At 64.3% G+C, this 16552-nt stretch carries 17 protein-coding genes and 1 pseudogene; 15 read left to right on the top strand and 3 right to left on the bottom strand.

The features are described from left to right. Positions 1-42: 42 nt before the first annotated feature. The gene (locus tag OKW52_RS18800) at positions 43-636 is read right to left on the bottom strand and encodes a helix-turn-helix domain-containing protein (protein ID WP_264507059.1); all 594 of its coding nucleotides are present in this window, start codon (positions 634-636) and stop codon (positions 43-45) included. A gap of 144 nt (positions 637-780) precedes the next feature. On the opposite strand from OKW52_RS18800, the gene OKW52_RS18795 reads away from it, so the two are divergent. The 9 genes and pseudogenes from OKW52_RS18795 (at position 781) to OKW52_RS18755 (ending at position 9438) form a co-directional block, all read left to right on the top strand. Further along, entirely contained in the window at positions 781-1827 is a 1047-nt protein-coding gene (locus OKW52_RS18795) for an ABC transporter permease (RefSeq protein ID WP_264507058.1), read from the top strand. After that, on the top strand, positions 1824-2726 hold the full coding sequence (locus OKW52_RS18790; RefSeq protein ID WP_264507057.1) for an ABC transporter permease: 903 nt from the start codon (positions 1824-1826) through the stop codon (positions 2724-2726). Before OKW52_RS18795 ends, OKW52_RS18790 begins: the two co-directional genes overlap by 4 nt. Next, positions 2720-3559, top strand: coding sequence for an ABC transporter ATP-binding protein (locus OKW52_RS18785; RefSeq protein WP_406622309.1), 840 nt, complete (start codon positions 2720-2722; stop codon positions 3557-3559). The genes OKW52_RS18790 and OKW52_RS18785 overlap by 7 nt, the downstream gene beginning before the upstream one ends. After that, on the top strand, positions 3556-4308 hold the full coding sequence (locus OKW52_RS18780) for an ABC transporter ATP-binding protein (RefSeq protein ID WP_264507055.1): 753 nt from the start codon (positions 3556-3558) through the stop codon (positions 4306-4308). The genes OKW52_RS18785 and OKW52_RS18780 overlap by 4 nt, the downstream gene beginning before the upstream one ends. Then, positions 4305-4781 carry a GAF domain-containing protein gene (locus OKW52_RS18775; protein ID WP_264507054.1) on the top strand — a complete coding sequence of 159 codons (477 nt, stop codon included), beginning with the start codon at positions 4305-4307 and terminating at the stop codon, positions 4779-4781. The genes OKW52_RS18780 and OKW52_RS18775 overlap by 4 nt, the downstream gene beginning before the upstream one ends. Before the next feature lie 166 nt (positions 4782-4947). Further along, on the top strand, positions 4948-6480 hold the full coding sequence (locus tag OKW52_RS18770; protein ID WP_264507053.1) for an acyl-CoA carboxylase subunit beta: 1533 nt from the start codon (positions 4948-4950) through the stop codon (positions 6478-6480). 265 nt (positions 6481-6745) lie between these two features. After that, positions 6746-6895 (top strand): hypothetical protein, encoded by a 150-nt coding sequence (locus tag OKW52_RS18765; protein WP_164736600.1) that lies wholly within the window; start codon positions 6746-6748, stop codon positions 6893-6895. Positions 6896-6994: 99 nt separating this feature from the next. After that, positions 6995-7381, top strand: a complete 387-nt coding sequence (locus OKW52_RS18760) for a hypothetical protein (protein WP_264507052.1) — start codon at positions 6995-6997, stop codon at positions 7379-7381. A gap of 54 nt (positions 7382-7435) precedes the next feature. Beyond that, a pseudogene (locus OKW52_RS18755) lies at positions 7436-9438 on the top strand (acetyl-CoA carboxylase biotin carboxylase subunit). Positions 9439-9454: 16 nt separating this feature from the next. On the opposite strand, the gene OKW52_RS18750 reads toward OKW52_RS18755, so the two are convergent. Then, entirely contained in the window at positions 9455-9943 is a 489-nt protein-coding gene (locus OKW52_RS18750) for a DUF4174 domain-containing protein (RefSeq protein WP_264507051.1), read from the bottom strand. A gap of 119 nt (positions 9944-10062) precedes the next feature. Here OKW52_RS18750 and scpA point away from each other — a divergent pair, with 119 nt between their 5' ends. The 6 genes from scpA to OKW52_RS18720 all read left to right on the top strand — a co-directional run bounded on the left by scpA (position 10063) and on the right by OKW52_RS18720 (position 14932). After that, positions 10063-12198, top strand: a complete 2136-nt coding sequence (gene scpA / locus OKW52_RS18745; protein WP_264507050.1) for a methylmalonyl-CoA mutase — start codon at positions 10063-10065, stop codon at positions 12196-12198. 142 nt (positions 12199-12340) lie between these two features. Beyond that, complete coding sequence (locus OKW52_RS18740; RefSeq protein ID WP_264507049.1) at positions 12341-13300, top strand: VOC family protein; 960 nt, start codon at positions 12341-12343, stop codon at positions 13298-13300. Continuing rightward, a complete protein-coding gene (locus tag OKW52_RS18735) occupies positions 13291-13437 on the top strand; it encodes a hypothetical protein (RefSeq protein ID WP_264507048.1) in 147 nt (48 codons plus the stop codon). Before OKW52_RS18740 ends, OKW52_RS18735 begins: the two co-directional genes overlap by 10 nt. Next, complete coding sequence (locus OKW52_RS18730; RefSeq protein WP_264507047.1) at positions 13437-13910, top strand: GNAT family N-acetyltransferase; 474 nt, start codon at positions 13437-13439, stop codon at positions 13908-13910. The genes OKW52_RS18735 and OKW52_RS18730 overlap by 1 nt, the downstream gene beginning before the upstream one ends. A 43-nt stretch (positions 13911-13953) precedes the next feature. After that, a complete protein-coding gene (locus OKW52_RS18725) occupies positions 13954-14637 on the top strand; it encodes a molecular chaperone DjiA (protein ID WP_264507046.1) in 684 nt (227 codons plus the stop codon). Between the two features lie 13 nt (positions 14638-14650). Continuing rightward, entirely contained in the window at positions 14651-14932 is a 282-nt protein-coding gene (locus OKW52_RS18720; RefSeq protein ID WP_264507045.1) for a hypothetical protein, read from the top strand. On the opposite strand, the gene OKW52_RS18715 is transcribed toward OKW52_RS18720, so the two are convergent. Then, a complete protein-coding gene (locus OKW52_RS18715; RefSeq protein ID WP_264507044.1) occupies positions 14878-16488 on the bottom strand; it encodes a Ppx/GppA family phosphatase in 1611 nt (536 codons plus the stop codon). The two genes, OKW52_RS18720 and OKW52_RS18715, sit on opposite strands and share 55 nt — an antisense overlap. Positions 16489-16552 lie beyond the last annotated feature (64 nt).

Below are 16552 nucleotides of genomic sequence, written 5' to 3'. Positions count from 1 at the left end.
GATAACCTCCGAGGTTGGGTCAGGTGTTGATATTGGCCGGGATCATTTCCGGCAGGCGAGACGCCCGCCCGCTCTGCAAGACCGACAGCGTGCCGGTCCACAGGATGCGTGCAGGTGCATCGGTCGTATTGGCCCAGGAATGGGGGTCGCGCCGCTGTAATGCAGGCTGTCCCCCGTCCTGAGTGTAAAGGTTTCGCCACCCAGCATCTGGGTGACCGCACCTTCGAGGATGAAGATGATCTCTTCGCCCTCATGCGAGGTGATTTCGGATTCAAAGCCCGGCGGGACATGCAGGATATAAGACGACAGCCCGGCGCCCGGAAAACTGGCGCCCAGCGATTCATACCCCAGCGACGAGGTGTCGATCGAGAATTGCGGCCGCTCACCGGCGCGGGTCAGCTGATCGGCAGGGCGGGTCGCGCCGATGAAATGCTCCAGCCCCACATCCAGCCCCTGCGCGATCTGCGCCAGCGTGCCCAGCGAAGGCGTGGCCAGCCCACGCTCGACCTGACTGAGGAAACCGGGCGACAAACCGGCCTCGTCGCAGAGCGCCTGCAGGGTCAGGCCCAACTGCTTGCGCCGCCGCCGTATATGCGCGCCGAGGTTCGGGTCGGTCTTGGGTTTGGGTCGGGCCATAGGGATTCGCTGTGTCCGTCCATCAAAATTTTTTGATTTAAGCAAAGTTTTTTGCTAGAGCCAAGAAAATTGTTGCACGCTTTGCTGGAAATTGCCGACAGTCGCCGGACGTTTTCAGACCCAGCGATCCAGAACAGGAGCCCCATGAAACCTCAACGCAGAGGCCCGTCCGCATGGTCCCGCCACCTTCGATCCGTGCTTGGATTCGCGGTGATTCTGGCACTCACCTTTCTGGGCTTGCTGGCCATCACGTTCTTCATTGGCCGCATCATTCCGATTGACCCGGTGCTTGCCGTCGCCGGCGACCGCGCCACCAACGCCCAGTACGAGGCCGCGCGCATCGCCATGGGGCTGGACCAGCCGCTGCCGCTGCAGTTCATCGCCTATGTCGGCGACGTGTTCAGCGGCGATCTGGGGCGCTCGGTCTCGACCAACCGCGAGGTTGCAACCGACCTGATCCGCGTGTTCCCGGCCACGCTGGAGATGGCGACCATCGGCATCATCATCGGCGTGCTGCTGGGGGTGCCGCTGGGTGTGCTGGCCGCGATCAAGCGCGGAAAGATCACCGATCAGCTGATCCGGGTGTTTGCGCTGCTGGGCTATTCGGTGCCCGCCTTCTGGCTGGGGCTTGTCGGTCTGGCGCTGTTCTATGCGGGCCTGGGCTGGGTTGCCGGACCGGGACGTGTGGACATCTATTTCGAGGGGCTGGTCGATCCGGTCACGGGCCTGTTGCTGGTCGACAGCCTGCTGGCCGGTGAGCCTGAGGTCTTTTTCAGCGCCCTGTCGCACATCATCCTTCCCGCCACGATCCTGGGCTTCTTCTCGCTGGCCTATATCGCGCGGATGACGCGCAGCTTCATGCTGGACCAGTTGGGGCAGGAATACGTCACCACCGCCCGGGTCAAGGGTGTGTCGGAATGGCGGGTGATCTGGGTGCATGCGTTTGGCACCATCCGCGTGCCGCTGATCACCGTGATCGGCCTCAGCTATGCCGCCCTGCTCGAAGGCTCGGTGATGATCGAGACCGTGTTCAGCTGGCCCGGCATCGGCAACTACCTGACCACGGCGCTGTTCAACGCGGACATGAACGCCGTGCTGGGCGCCACGCTGGTCATCGGGGCGGTGTTCATCGTCATCAACAAACTGTCGGACGTGCTCTACCGCGTCCTTGATCCGCGGAGCCGCTCATGACCCTGACAACCTGGTTGACGGATGACGCCCCGGCCTCGCGCCTGCAGGCCAATCTGGGCCGCGCCTATGACGTGACCCGGCGCTTGCTGCGCAATCCGCTGGCGGCGCTGGGCGTGGCGATCCTGACCGTGCTGATCGTCTGCGCCGCCTTCGCGCCGTGGATCGCGCCCTATTCGCCCATCGGGCAGGATCTGGGCGCGCGGCTGATGCCGCCCTCGGCGACCAACTGGATGGGCACGGACGAGCTGGGCCGCGATATCTTTTCGCGCGTCGTGCATGGCGCGCGCCTGACGCTGCTGATCGTTGGCATGGTTGCGGTGATCTCGGCCCCCTTGGGCCTGATCCTTGGCGCGGTGTCGGGCTATTTCGGCGGCTGGACGGACCGGGTGCTGATGGGGATCACCGACGTGTTCCTGTCGATGCCCAAGCTCATTCTTGCGCTGGCCTTTGTGGCCGCCTTGGGGCCAGGGATCGAAAACGCCATCATCGCCATCGCGATCACCGCCTGGCCGCCCTATGCGCGTCTGGCGCGGGCCGAGACGCTGACCTTCCGCAGCTCTGAATTCGTGCAGGCCGTGCGGCTGGCCGGGGCAAGCCATATGCGCATCATCGGGCTGCACATCCTGCCGCTGTGTACTTCGTCCACCATCATCCGCGTGACGCTGGACATGGCCGGGATCATCCTGACCGCTGCGGGCCTTGGCTTTCTGGGCCTTGGTGCGCAACCGCCGCTGCCGGAATGGGGCGCGATGATCTCGCGCGGGCGCAGTTTCATTCTGGATCAATGGTGGGTCGCCACCATGCCGGGCTTTGCCATCATTCTGGTGTCACTGGGCTTTTGCTTCCTTGGCGATGGTCTGCGCGACGTGCTGGACCCCAAGAGCGGGGACAAATCATGAGCGCGCCACTGCTTGAGGTCGAAAACCTCACCGTCACCTTTCCCACCCCCAGCGGGCCGGTCAACGTGGTCGATGGCGTCAGCCTGACGCTGGGAACCGAGCGGCTGGGCATCGTGGGCGAAAGCGGTTCGGGAAAGTCGATGACGGGCCGCGCCATCCTTGGCCTGATCCGCCCGCCGGGGCGTGTGACGGCGGACAAACTGGCGTTCGAGGGCACCGAGCTGCAAAGCCTGAGCGCCCGCCAGATGCGCAAGATCCGCGGTGCGCGGATTTCGATGGTGATGCAGGACCCGAAATTCTCGCTCAACCCGGTGATGACCGTGGGTCGCCAGATCGCCGAGGCCCTGCGCACGCACGAAAGCCTGCCGCGCCGCGATGTGAAGGCGCGGGTGGCCGAGATGCTGCACTCGGTGCGCATCACCGACCCTGAGCGCGTCATGGGCCTGTATCCGCACGAAGTCTCGGGCGGCATGGGCCAGCGCATCATGATCGCCATGATGCTGATCCCCCGCCCGCGCATCCTGATCGCGGACGAACCGACCAGCGCGCTGGACGTGTCCGTGCAGGGGCAGGTGCTGGACCTGATCGACGATCTGGTGCGCGATAATGGCATGGGCCTGCTGCTGGTCAGCCACGATCTGCATCTGGTCGGACGCTACTGCGACCGGGTGATGGTGATGAACGCCGGGCGCGTGGTGGAAACGCTGGACGCCAAGAACCTGCACGCCGCCCAGCACCCCTATACCAAGGGCCTGCTCGCCGCCGTCCCCCGGATGAACGAAACGCGCGAGGTTCTGCCGACCCTCGACCGCAGCCAATGGGCCGCCACATGACCGCGATCCACCTTCAAGACCTCGACATCTACTATGGCGAAAGCCGCGCCGTGCAGGGGGTCAACCTCGACGTCGCCTCTGGCGAGAGCTTTGCGCTGGTCGGCGAAAGCGGCTCGGGCAAGTCCACGATCCTCAAGGCGATCATGGGGCTGGCTCCGGACTGGACCGGCACCATTGAAGTGGACGGCGCAGCGCGCAGCCACGGCACCGACCGCGCGTTTTCGGCGCATTGCCAGATGGTGTTTCAAGATCCCTACAGCTCGCTCCACCCGCGCAAGACCATCGACGCGGCGCTGGCCGAGCCGCTCTTGATCCATGGCAAGCCCAACCGCGACAAGCGTGTGGTCGAGCTGCTGGCCGAAGTAGGCCTCGACGCGCGCTTCCGCTTCCGCTTTCCGCACCAACTGTCCGGCGGTCAGCGTCAGCGCGTCGCCATCGCGCGCGCTCTGGCGCTGGAGCCCAAGCTCTTGCTGCTGGACGAACCCACCAGCGCGCTGGATGTGTCCATTCAGGCCGAGATCCTGAACCTTCTCAAACGGCTGCGGCGAGAGCGGGGGCTGACCTATCTGATGGTCACGCACAACCTGCCCGTCGTGTCTTTCATGTGCGACCGGCTGGCGGTGATGCGCCACGGCAAGATTGTCGAGACCGCCGATGTCGCCACCCTGCGCTCGGGCCAGTTCGACAGTGCCTATGCGCGCGACCTCTATCGCCTGAGCGAACCTGACCAAACGGAGCAGACCCCATGACCCCCACCGCCACCTTCACCGCCGCTCTCGAGCAGGCCGCCACCCGGACCGAAGCCTTCGAGGCGCTGGGTCGTCTGGTTGCCGACACGCTGGGCATCAAGCTGGTCACCGTGATGACCATGGACTTCACCGCCGGTGTCGCACGGCGCGCCTATACCAGCCATCCGGTTGAATACCCGGTGTCGGGTGACAAGCCGATCCGCCGCGATGCGTGGTTCGATCAGGTGCATGGCCGTGGCCAGCCCTTCGTCGCCAACACCATCGAGGACATCGCGAACGTGTTCCCCGACGCCGACACGATTGCCTCGCTTGGCTGTGCTTCGGTGGTGAATATTCCGGTGCGGGTGCAGGGGCAGATCATCGGCACGCTGAACATGCTGGACGTTGCTGGCTATTTCGACCCCGCCACTGTCGCGCGCTGCGAAGAACTGCTGCGCCTGCCGGCGACGGCGTGCTTCCTGCTGCCTGCCTGATACGCCAAGCGCGGGGCAGGGGGGAACCCTTGCCCCGAGGCGACAGGACTTTGCTGATTTGCAATTCGCAACTTCACCTCTGCGGCGTCTTTGCAAATTTTCTTGTTTTTCCTTCCCTTGCTGCGCGTGCAAACGTAGATTGCGTCTCACATCCGAGGAGGCGTTGATGAAGGACATTCTGCAAGAGCTTGAGACCCGTCGCCAGACCGCCCGTATGGGCGGTGGTCAGCGGCGCATCGACGCGCAGCATGCCAAGGGCAAGCTTACCGCGCGCGAGCGGATCGAGCTGCTGCTCGACGAGGACTCGTTCGAAGAGTTCGACATGTTCGTCGCCCATCGCTGCACCGATTTCGACATGCAACAGGACCGGCCCGCCGGGGATGGCGTGGTGACGGGCTGGGGCACGGTCAATGGCCGCATGGTCTATGTCTTCAGTCAGGATTTCACCGTCTTTGGCGGTTCTCTGTCGGAAACCCACGCGCAAAAGATCTGCAAGATCATGGATATGGCGATCCAGAACGGCGCGCCGGTGATTGGTCTGAACGATTCAGGCGGTGCGCGTATCCAGGAAGGTGTGGCGTCGCTTGCCGGCTATGCCGACGTGTTCCAGCGCAACATCATGGCTTCGGGCGTGGTGCCGCAGATCAGCGTGATCATGGGCCCCTGCGCCGGTGGCGCGGTCTACAGCCCGGCGATGACCGACTTCATCTTCATGGTGCGCGACAGTTCGTACATGTTCGTGACCGGCCCCGATGTGGTCAAGACGGTGACGAATGAGATCGTCACGGCGGAAGAGCTGGGCGGGGCCTCGACCCACACCCGGAAGTCGTCGGTCGCCGATGGGGCGTTCGAGAATGACGTCGAGGCGCTGGCCGAAGTGCGCCGCCTGATCGACTTCCTGCCGCTCAACAACCGCGAAAAGCCGCCCGTGCGCCCGTTCTTTGACGAGCCGGGCCGGATTGAAGACAGTCTCGACACGCTGATCCCCGACAATCCCAACACGCCCTATGACATGAAGGAGCTGATCCTCAAGGTCGCGGACGAGGGGGATTTCTACGAGATTCAGGCCGATTTCGCCAAGAACATCATCACCGGCTTCATCCGCATCGAGGGTCAGAGCGTCGGCGTGGTGGCCAACCAGCCGATGGTGCTGGCCGGGTGTCTGGACATCGACTCCAGCCGCAAGGCCGCGCGCTTCGTGCGTTTCTGCGACGCGTTCGAGATCCCGATCCTGACGCTGGTCGACGTGCCCGGCTTCCTGCCCGGCACGGGTCAGGAATACGGCGGTGTCATCAAGCACGGCGCGAAACTGCTCTTTGCTTATGGTGAAGCGACGGTGCCGAAAGTGACGGTGATCACCCGCAAAGCCTATGGCGGGGCCTATGACGTGATGGCGTCCAAGCATCTGCGCGGCGATTTCAACTATGCCTGGCCCACCGCCGAGATCGCGGTGATGGGTGCCAAGGGCGCGGTCGAGATCCTCTACCGCAGCGAATTGGCGGACAAAGACAAGATCGCGGCGCGTACCAAGGATTATGAGGATCGCTTCGCGAACCCCTTTGTTGCGGCGGAAAAAGGCTTTATCGACGAGGTGATCCAGCCCCGTTCGACCCGCCGCCGCGTTGCCCGCGCCTTTGCCAGCCTGCGCAATAAAAAGCTGACAAATCCGTGGAAAAAGCACGACAACATCCCGCTTTGACGGCGGGATGGCCTTACCAGCGGCTGCTATTTTCCCGCTCGTTTGCGCTAGATGTTGTTTTTTGAACCCTGTCCCACCCGCGCCTTGGTGCGCCAAAACCACAGAACGCCGTGCAAGCCCCCATGTTTGAACACAAAAACTGGATTTGCCCCTTTGGATGGGGTATGGTCGCGAACAGCGCAGCCGCCGTGGTTTGTGCAAATAAGAGCATCCGGCGCTTGGGGGCTTCCCGGCGACCGGACCGAAACGAGAGCAGGAGTAACGCATGTCCAAGTTTACCATCGCCGCCTTCGCGGGCGTCGTCGGCCTGTCGTTCCTGGCCGGTTGCAACCAGAACCGCCAAGAAGAATTCGTCATGGTCGAGCCCGCGCCCGAGCCGATTTACGTCGAGCCGGTCACGCCGAAATACCGTTGATTTCACGCCTTCGGGCGTAATGCGCCGGGCGGGGCCGTTTCTGGCCCCGCCCGTTCGCGTCCTGAACACTCTGTCCGCAATTCACATGGGGGGTGCCTCGTGCTGAAGCATCGCGGTTTTCCCGGGCGTTTGCCCAGCACCGATTTCCAATTCACCATCCGACGCGCCAACCTAAAGGAAGGGGCCTCGCCCCTGATCGAGCGCAAGCGCTTCAAGGATCGCCGCCCCGCAGACCGGCGGGCCGACACCGGCTTCATGGCGGCGCTGTGGGAGCATTTCGGCGAAGAGCCGTTCGAGCGTGGCAATCTGGACGCCGGGCGTCTGTCGTGGCTGTTCGGCCGCGAGGTGGTGCCCGCCGAAGATCCCTTCGATCCCAAAAGCTATGACGCCCTGCTGCGGATCAACGTCGAGCAGGCGCGCATCTCTTTCCCTGAAATCTTCGACGAGGACGCCGAAGACTTCGACTGGGAGGATGACGACGAATGATCATCAACGCTGAGCACAAACTTTGGGGGCCCTGACGGGGCAGGGGGACTGAGCATGTTCAAGAAAATCCTGATCGCCAACCGGGGTGAAATCGCCTGCCGGGTCATCAAGTCGGCGCGCAAGATGGGCATCAAGACCGTCGCGATCTATTCCGACGCCGACCGCAACGCCCTGCATGTCAAGATGGCCGACGAGGCGATCCACATCGGCCCGTCGCCCGCCAACCAGTCCTATATCGTCATCGACAAGGTGATGGAGGCTGTGCGCAAGTCGGGTGCCGAGGCCGTGCATCCGGGCTACGGCTTCCTGTCCGAGAACATGAAATTCGCCGAGGCGCTGGAAAAAGAGGGCGTGGTTTTCGTCGGCCCCCCAGCCCCGCGATCGAGGCGATGGGCGACAAGATCACCTCGAAGAAACTGGCGATGGAAGCCGGGGTCAGCACGGTGCCGGGCTATATGGGCCTGATCGCCGATGCCGACGAGGCGGTGACGATCTCGAACCAGATCGGCTATCCGGTGATGATCAAGGCCAGCGCCGGCGGCGGTGGCAAGGGCATGCGCATCGCGTGGTCGGAATCCGAGGTCAAGGAAGGCTTTGAATCGTCCAAGAACGAAGCCGCCAACAGCTTCGGCGATGACCGGATTTTCATCGAGAAATTCGTGACGCAACCGCGCCACATCGAAATTCAGGTGCTGGCCGACAAGCACGGCAACACCGTCTATCTGCACGAGCGCGAATGCTCGATCCAGCGCCGCAACCAGAAGGTCATCGAAGAGGCGCCCTCGCCCTTTCTGGATGAGGCGACCCGCAAGGCGATGGGCGAGCAGGCTTGCGCGCTGGCGCGGGCCGTGGGCTATACCAGTGCAGGCACTGTGGAATTCATCGTCGATGGCGAGCGCAATTTCTACTTCCTTGAGATGAACACCCGCCTGCAGGTCGAACATCCGGTGACCGAGTTGATCACCGGCGTGGACCTTGTGGAACAGATGATCCGCGTCGCGAATGGCGAGGAACTGCCGTTCAAGCAAGAGGATCTGAAAATCAACGGCTGGGCGATGGAAAGCCGCCTGTACGCCGAAGACCCGTATCGCAACTTCCTGCCCTCCATCGGCCGCCTGACCCGCTACCGCCCTCCGGTTGAGGGCGCGACCCCGCGTGGCGGCATCGTGCGCAACGATACCGGCGTGTTCGAGGGCGGCGAGATCTCGATGTACTACGACCCGATGATCGCCAAACTGTGCACCTGGGGCAAGGACCGCGCCTCGGCCATCAAGGAAATGAGCCTCGCGCTGGACACGTTCGAGGTTGAGGGCATTGGCCACAACCTGCCTTTCTGCTCGGCTGTGATGGACCACCCGCGTTTTGTTTCGGGTGAGATCACCACCGCCTTTATCGCCGAGGAATTCCCCGAAGGCTTCAACGGTGTGGCCCTGCCCGACGCCATGCTGCGCCGGGTTGCGGCTGCGGCGGCGGCGATGAACCGTGTCGGTGAAATCCGCCGCACGCGCATCTCGGGCCGGATGGACAACCACGAGCGCCATGTCGGTGACGATTGGGTGGTGACGCTGCAAGGCGTTGATTTCCCTGTCGCGATCAACGCCGACAAGGGCGGCGCGACCATCGCCTTTGCCGATGGTCAGGCGATGCGCGTTGAATCGGACTGGGTGCCGGGTCAGCAACTGGCGCGCGTGCTGGTGGATGGCACGCCGCTGGTGCTCAAGGTCGGGCGGATCAGCGGCGGCTTCCGTCTGCGGCTGCGCGGCGCGGATCTCAAGGTGCATGTGCGCACCCCGCGTCAGGCCGAACTGGCCCGCCTGATGCCCGAAAAGCAGCCCGCCGATACGTCGAAACTGCTGCTCTGCCCGATGCCCGGTCTGATCGTCAAGCTGACCGTGGAAGAGGGCGACGAGGTGTTCGAGGGACAGGCGCTGTGCACCGTCGAGGCGATGAAGATGGAAAACATCCTGCGCGCCGAGAAGAAGGGCATCATCAAGAAGATCAACGCCACCGTCGGCGGCTCGATGGCCGTGGACGACGTGATCATGGAGTTCGAGTGACCGCCAGCCCCGCCCCTTATCGCCCTGCCGGCCGGCGTTCGAGCATCTCGTCGCGCCGAAGCGGGAAGTGGTCGATGGCCGAGGCAATCTCGCGCACGCTGCGCGGGGCGGGGCGGCGTTGCTTGATCTCGCCGTCTTTCTCGATGATCGCCAGCATGAACCCGTGCGGTCGCAGCCGCAGCCGCAACGGGCTGCCCGACGCGCGGTCGCTGTCGAACAGCACCACCACGTCGCGCAGCGCCAGCTCTTCGGCCCGGTCGCGGATGTCGCGCATCTGGCGCTGGAACGCGGGATCGTTGGGCGTATCGGCCATCACGGCCACGATGCGCGCTTCCCACAGGAAACTGGCGGGGTCGATCCCGGCGGCGTCGAGAATGCGCAGCTCTGCCACCGGCGCTTCGGTGTCGAGCGCAAGGTCTGACGGCGCGGGGGTGATCAGCACCTCTTGCGCAAAGACGGGTGCGGCAGTGAGGCTCAACAACAGCGCGTACAAGGCAAATTTCATCGGCGGCGGGTCTCCCTTCCGCTCTGATATAGGCGTTCGCGCCAACAATACACCCGTGACCCAACCGATTTCGCCCCGGCCCCTGTCGGCGGCGGCCTGACGAACCAAAGGAACGCACCATGTCCCAGAACGACAAGATGGCCGCTTGGGAAGCGCTGGCGGCGAAAGAGCTCAAGGGCAAGTCCGTTGAGGATCTGACCTGGAACACGCTTGAGGGCATTCCGGTCAAGCCGCTGTACACCGAGGCCGATCTCGAGGGGCTTGACCATCTCGGCTCGACCCCCGGTTCAGCCCCCTTCACCCGCGGCCCGCGCGCGACGATGTATGCCGGGCGTCCGTGGACGATCCGGCAGTATGCCGGTTTCTCGACGGCCGAGGAATCCAACAACTTCTACCGCAAGGCCTTGGCCGCCGGTCAGCAGGGCGTCTCGGTCGCCTTCGATCTGGCGACGCACCGGGGCTATGACAGCGACCATCCGCGCGTCGAAGGCGATGTCGGCAAGGCCGGGGTGGCGATTGACAGCGTCGAGGACATGAAGATCCTGTTCGACGGCATCCCGCTGGACAAGGTCAGCGTGTCGATGACGATGAACGGCGCGGTGATCCCGATTCTGGCCAACTTCATCGTCACCGGCGAAGAGCAGGGCGTCGATCGCAAGTTGCTGTCGGGGACCATTCAGAACGACGTTCTGAAAGAGTTCATGGTCCGCAACACCTATATCTATCCGCCCGAGCCTTCGATGCGGATCATCGCGGATATCATTGAATACACCGCCGCCGAGATGCCCAAGTTCAACTCGATCTCGATTTCCGGCTATCACATGCAGGAAGCCGGGGCCAATCTGGTGCAGGAGCTGGCTTTCACGCTGGCCGATGGTCGCGAATACGTCCGCACGGCGATTGCGCGCGGGATGGATGTAGATGCCTTTGCCGGGCGGCTGTCGTTCTTCTTTGCCATCGGCATGAACTTCTTCATGGAGGCGTCCAAGCTGCGCGCCGCGCGGCTGCTGTGGCACCGGATCATGACCGAGTTCGGTGCCAAGAAGCCCGGCTCGCTGATGCTGCGCACCCATTGCCAGACCTCGGGCGTGTCGCTGCAGGAACAAGACCCCTACAACAACGTGGTGCGCACCGCCTATGAGGCGATGGCGGCGGCGCTGGGGGGCACGCAGTCGCTGCACACCAACGCGCTGGACGAAGCCATTGCGCTGCCCACCGAATTCAGCGCCCGGATCGCCCGCAACACGCAACTGATCCTGCAGGAAGAGACCGGCGTCACCCGCGTCGTCGATCCTCTGGCCGGTTCGTACTATGTTGAAAAACTGACAGCGGACCTGGCTGACGCCGCGTGGGAGCTGATCTGTGAGGTTGAAGAACTGGGAGGCATGACCAAGGCCGTCGCCAGCGGCATGCCCAAACTCAGGATCGAGGAATCCGCCGCGCGGCGGCAGGCGATGATCGACCGGGGCGAAGAGGTGATCGTCGGGGTCAACAAATACCGGCTGGGCAAGGAAGACCCGATCGACATTCTGGACATCGATAACGTCAAGGTCCGCGACGGCCAGATCAAGCGACTGGCGACGCTGCGCGCGACGCGCGACGAAGCCGCCTGTCAGGCCGCGCTGGCCGAGGTCGAGCGCCGGGCGAAAGAGGGCGGCAACCTGCTGGACGCCGCCGTCGATGCCGCCCGGGCGCGGGCCAGCGTAGGGGAAATCAGCATGAGCATGGAAAAGGTCTTTGGCCGTCACCGGGCCGAGGTAAAGACCCTCGCCGGTGTCTACGGCGCCGCCTACGAGGGCGACGACGGTTTCGCCGCCATCCAGCGCGACGTCGAGGCCTTTGCCGAGGATGAGGGCCGCCGCCCGCGTATGCTGGTGGTCAAGATGGGGCAGGACGGTCACGACCGGGGCGCCAAGGTCATCGCCACCGCCTTTGCCGATATCGGTTTTGACGTCGATGTGGGTCCGCTGTTCCAGACCCCCGAAGAGGCCGCGCAGGATGCCATCGACAATGATGTGCATGTGATCGGTATCAGCAGCCAGGCGGCGGGTCACAAAACCCTCGCCCCCAAGCTGGTCGCCGCACTCAACGCGGCCGGTGCGGGCGATATTCTGGTGATCTGCGGCGGGGTGATTCCCCATCAGGACTATGAATTCCTGTATCAGAACGGGGTTAAGGCCATTTTCGGCCCCGGAACCAACATTCCGAACGCGGCGCGCGATATCCTTCACTTGATCAGGCAGGCGCGTTCCTGATAGGCAAGGGCACGAACCTGCGACATTTGGTTGCAACCCCGGGGAGGGGGAGCGACCCCAAGGGGCGGTCAGGAGGATGACCGCCCCTTTCTTTATGCGCCAACCCCGCGCAGACTGCCGGTGCTGCACGTAGGGGGTTCTCATGACATCCAAACGACCGGTGATCGCCGCTTCGATGGCGTTGGGCATGCTCTGGTCGCTGGGGCTGGTCTGGCTGGGTCGCGGGCCGGGCGATCCGGTGAACAGCATCGCCTTGGGGCTGATGCCCGGCGGGTTGATCATGGCCGCGATGATCGGGCGGCTGGCGCAGCGGCGTTTCTTTGACGACGCGATCATTGACGGCCAGCCCTTTGCAACCGGCACGGGCGCCGAGATCGACCAGCGCGTCCTGACCAACACCGCCGAGCAACTGGTGCTTGCCGCCGCACTCTGGCCCTTTGCGGGCTGGGTGCTGGGCTGGGGCTTGTTGCCCGTGCTGGGCGTCAGTTTCGCCCTGACGCGGGTGCTGTTCTGGCTGGGGTATCACCTGTCACCCCCTTGCGGGGCGTCGGTTTTGCCGCCAGTTTCTACCCCAGCGTGGTGGCCGTGCTCTGGGCACTGGTCGCGCTGTCCTGAGGGCTGTCACATGGCACTTTTCGATCATCTCGCCGTCGCCTGTGGTTCGCTTGAGGCGGACGCCCCGACCATCGAGGCCTTGCTTAGTGTCCCCCTGGAACCGGGCGGCAAGCATGCCCAGATGGGCACCCATAACCGGCTGTTATCGCTGGGCGACGGGGAATATCTTGAACTGATCGCCATCGACCCCGAGGGGCAGACCCCCGACCGCCCGCGCTGGTTCGCGATGGATACCTTCGACGGCCCGCCCGCCGTTCAAAGCTGGATTCTGCGCTGTGATGATATGGCCGAGACGCTGGCGCAGGCGCCGATGGGCACCGGCACGCCGGTGCCGTTTCGCCGCGACGCGCTGACCTGGGAATTTGCGCTGCCCGACAGTGGTGTGCTGCCCTTCGACAATTGCGCCCCGGCGCTGATCGCCTGGGGGCCGGGTGTGCCGCATCCCAGCACGCGCCTGCCCGACCGGGGGTGCGGCTGGTGGCGCTGACACTCAGCCATCCGCGTGCCTCGGCCCTGCAGGCCGCGCTGGCACCGCTGATCGACGATCCTCGTGTCACGGTGATCACGGGTGCGCCGGGTATCTCGGCGACCTTCGACACGCCAGGCGGGCGCAAGACGCTGTGATGATCCGCCCCGCCGTTCCCGGCGATGCTGCGGCTATCGCGGCCTTCTGGAACCCGCAGATCCGCGACACGGTGGTGACCTTTTCACCGCTTGAACGCTCGCCTGATGAGATCATCGCGATGATCACACAGAGGCAGGCCTTTGTGGTTGCCGACCTGGGCGACGGTCCCATCGGCTTTGCCACCTATGCGCAGTTTCGCAGCGGCCCCGGCTATGCCTTTGCGCAAGAGCACACGATCATCCTGTCGCCGCAGGCCAGCGGCAAGGGCGTGGGCCGGGCGCTGATGACGGCGATCGAGGACATCGCGCGCGGCCACGGGCACCGGGCGATGATCGCCGGGGTCAGCGGATCGAACCCCGCTGGCATCGCGTTCCACGCGGCGATTGGTTATCTGGAAGTCGGTCGCCTGCCGCAGGTTGGCTGGAAACTGGGCAGCTGGCACGATCTTGTGCTGATGCAGAAATTGTTGTGATCGTCGCATGTTCAAACCGCGCGCGCGCGGCTAGAATGTTCGCATGTCACTCTGGACCCGGATTACCGATGCAATCGAGGCTCTGCGCACGGGCGAACCGCTCAGCGCGGTGTTTGACCGCCTGCGCCAACGCCCTGAGCGCACGGTTGCCTTTACCATCGGTGTGATTGCGCTGGGGGCCAAACTGGCCAAGGCTGACGGCACTGTCACCAAGGGCGAGGTCGCGGCCTTCCGCGCCGTGTTCACCATCCCGCCCGAAGATGAACCCAGCGCCGCCCGCGTCTTCAATCTGGCGCGGCAGGACGTGGCCGGCTTTGATTCCTATGCCCGAAAGATCGCCGGGCTCTTTCCGCCGGATGATCCGGTGCTGCGCGATCTGATGGAGGGGCTGTTTCACATCGCGCTGGCCGATGGCGATTTCCATCCGGCCGAGGATGCATTCCTGCGCGAGGTTGCGGGCATCTTCGGGCTGGGTGAGTCGTGCTATCGCTCGATGCAGGCGCGCTTTGTGCCCGGTGCCAGCCCCGATCCGCTGGAACTGCTGGAACTGCCGCAGGATGCCACGCTGGATCAGGCCCGCGCCGCGTTCCGGCGCATGGTGCGCGAAACCCACCCCGATCAGCTGCGCGCGCGCGGGGTGCCGGACGAAGCGGTGCGTCTGGCCGAAGAACGGCTCAAGGCGCTCAACAGCGCCTGGGAAGAGGTCCAGCAACGGCTCGCGGCCTGAAGGGGAGGGGATCATGCACACACGCGCGATGATACTGGCATTGCTGGTCAGCTTTGGCGCGCCCGCAGCGGCGCAGGAAGCCGACGAACCCGGGCGGCTGGATCAGCTGTTTTCCGACATGCTGGGTGCGATCGACCCGTGGATGCGTGAGCTGAGCACGATGCTGGGCGATCTGTCGGGCTGGCACGCACCCGAGGTGCTGCCCAACGGCGACATTCTCATCCGCCGCCGTCAGGAGGATCAGGCGCCTTCAGAGCCTTCCGTCGAGGGCTCGGACGGCAGCTTGGAGCTGTGATTGCGCGCAACGCGCAGGTTGGTGGTCACGCCCAAGGTCTTGGCCAGCGCGGCGAATCGCTGCGCGGCGACTTCGCCGAACAGATCCTTGCGCTCGGGTTGCAGGATCAGCTCCAGCACCTTTTTCTTGGGGAAATAGCGCAGCTCACCCGACGCTTGCGGCCCGGCCAGTGAGAACATCGCGCCAAAGCGCATGGCCTTGCCCAGCATGATCGCGTGGCGGATTTCTTCTTCGTCCAGCAGGGTCAGCAGCGGGGTGATCCGGCTGTCCGCGCCGGGTGATTTATAGCGGTTCATCAGCGCCAGACCCAGATAGACCCGGCCTTTGTGATCCAGCCCGCCCAGATTGGCGCGTGTCGCTGTGTCAAAACAGCTTTCCGACCGGTAATCGGGGTGCGCGCGCCAATTCACATCATGCAGCAGGCAGGCCGCTTTGATCAGGCGCAGCCGCTCGTCCGAGACATTGCGATACAGCGGCATCAGGAATTCATACAGCGCCCGCCCAAAGCCCGGCATCCGCGCGTTGGTCGATTCCAGATGGCGACCGGCCTCGATCAGCGGATCGCGGGCGCGCAACTCGTCGGGCATCTGTTCGAACAGGATGCCCTCGCGGATGCCATAGCTGGAAATGAAGATCTCTTTGGGCCGGAAGATCGTCAGCATCTGTCGCAGCACCACCGTCGCCAGCGGCACCAGCGCGATGCGCTCGGGCGAGGTGCCGGTCTTGTTGCGCAGGGTTTTCAGGTCCTGCGTTGCCAGCCAGTCGATGGTCTTGCGGATCGACTTGGGCGTCATCTGGTATTCATGCAGCACGGTCAGCGGATAGCCGCGCCGCTCCATGTCCAGCCGGGCGAGGGCCCGCCATGACCCACCGACCAGATAGAGCGCGTGGTGATCCGCGCCGACCTCTTCGCGCAACTGCTTGAGGGTCATCGAGATATGGTCGTGCAGACCTTTCTTGCCGCCGGTGACCTGCTGCAGCCGGAACGGCCCCAGCGCCGAGCTGACACGGCGGCCCACGGTGTTGTCGCCGATCTCGGCCAGTTCCATCGACGAGCCGCCGATATCGCAGACCAGCCCGCGCGCGCCGGGCCAGCCCAGCAGCACACCCTGCGCCGATAGCCGGGCCTCTTCGGTGCCGGGGATGATCATCATCTCGATGCCGGTTGCAGCCTCGACCTCGGCCTTGAATTCTTCGCCGTCCTCGGCCTCGCGCACGGCGGCGGTGGCCACAACCGTCATGCTGGTCAGCGCCATGTCATCGGCCAGCAGCGCAAAGCGCTTGATCGCCGCCAGCGCGCGGGCGCGGCCCTCGGCGTTCAGGCGACCGGTATCGGTCAGTCCCCGGCCCAGACCGCACAGGATCTTTTCGTTGAAAAAGTAAGCAGGCGAGCGGGCGGCACCATCAAACACCACCATCCGAACCGAGTTCGATCCCACGTCGATCACCCCCACCCGGTCAAGGTGGCGCATGGCATCGTCGTCAAACAGGGGTGTCCCGCCGAAATAGCCACGGACGGGGGTCGGGGTGGTCATGGCTTCGTTACCGTCTTCCATGGCCTTCCTCTTCGATCTGTGGCGGCTGCTTGCATTTAGTCGGCGCTGCGGCGCGGCGTCAACC

Origin of the sequence: Pararhodobacter zhoushanensis, assembly GCF_025949695.1 — a bacterium.
GTDB classification, from domain to species: domain Bacteria; phylum Pseudomonadota; class Alphaproteobacteria; order Rhodobacterales; family Rhodobacteraceae; genus Pararhodobacter; species Pararhodobacter zhoushanensis_A.
This window is presented reverse-complemented; position numbering and strand designations above follow the sequence as displayed.

Excerpts from the sequence above, each read along its gene's own strand:
- OKW52_RS18750 (WP_264507051.1), bottom strand. The coding sequence starts at position 9,943 with ATGAAATTTGCCTTGTACGCGCTGTTGTTGAGCCTCACTGCCGCACCC.
- OKW52_RS18795 (WP_264507058.1), top strand. The coding sequence starts at position 781 with ATGAAACCTCAACGCAGAGGCCCGTCCGCATGGTCCCGCCACCTTCGA.
- scpA (WP_264507050.1), top strand. The coding sequence starts at position 10,063 with ATGTCCCAGAACGACAAGATGGCCGCTTGGGAAGCGCTGGCGGCGAAA.
- OKW52_RS18715 (WP_264507044.1), bottom strand. The coding sequence starts at position 16,488 with ATGGAAGACGGTAACGAAGCCATGACCACCCCGACCCCCGTCCGTGGC.
- OKW52_RS18725 (WP_264507046.1), top strand. The coding sequence starts at position 13,954 with ATGTCACTCTGGACCCGGATTACCGATGCAATCGAGGCTCTGCGCACG.
- OKW52_RS18770 (WP_264507053.1), top strand. The coding sequence starts at position 4,948 with ATGAAGGACATTCTGCAAGAGCTTGAGACCCGTCGCCAGACCGCCCGT.
- OKW52_RS18800 (WP_264507059.1), bottom strand. The coding sequence starts at position 636 with ATGGCCCGACCCAAACCCAAGACCGACCCGAACCTCGGCGCGCATATA.
- OKW52_RS18730 (WP_264507047.1), top strand. The coding sequence starts at position 13,437 with ATGATCCGCCCCGCCGTTCCCGGCGATGCTGCGGCTATCGCGGCCTTC.
- OKW52_RS18775 (WP_264507054.1), top strand. The coding sequence starts at position 4,305 with ATGACCCCCACCGCCACCTTCACCGCCGCTCTCGAGCAGGCCGCCACC.
- OKW52_RS18765 (WP_164736600.1), top strand. The coding sequence starts at position 6,746 with ATGTCCAAGTTTACCATCGCCGCCTTCGCGGGCGTCGTCGGCCTGTCG.
- OKW52_RS18780 (WP_264507055.1), top strand. The coding sequence starts at position 3,556 with ATGACCGCGATCCACCTTCAAGACCTCGACATCTACTATGGCGAAAGC.
- OKW52_RS18790 (WP_264507057.1), top strand. The coding sequence starts at position 1,824 with ATGACCCTGACAACCTGGTTGACGGATGACGCCCCGGCCTCGCGCCTG.
- OKW52_RS18740 (WP_264507049.1), top strand. The coding sequence starts at position 12,341 with ATGACATCCAAACGACCGGTGATCGCCGCTTCGATGGCGTTGGGCATG.
- OKW52_RS18720 (WP_264507045.1), top strand. The coding sequence starts at position 14,651 with ATGCACACACGCGCGATGATACTGGCATTGCTGGTCAGCTTTGGCGCG.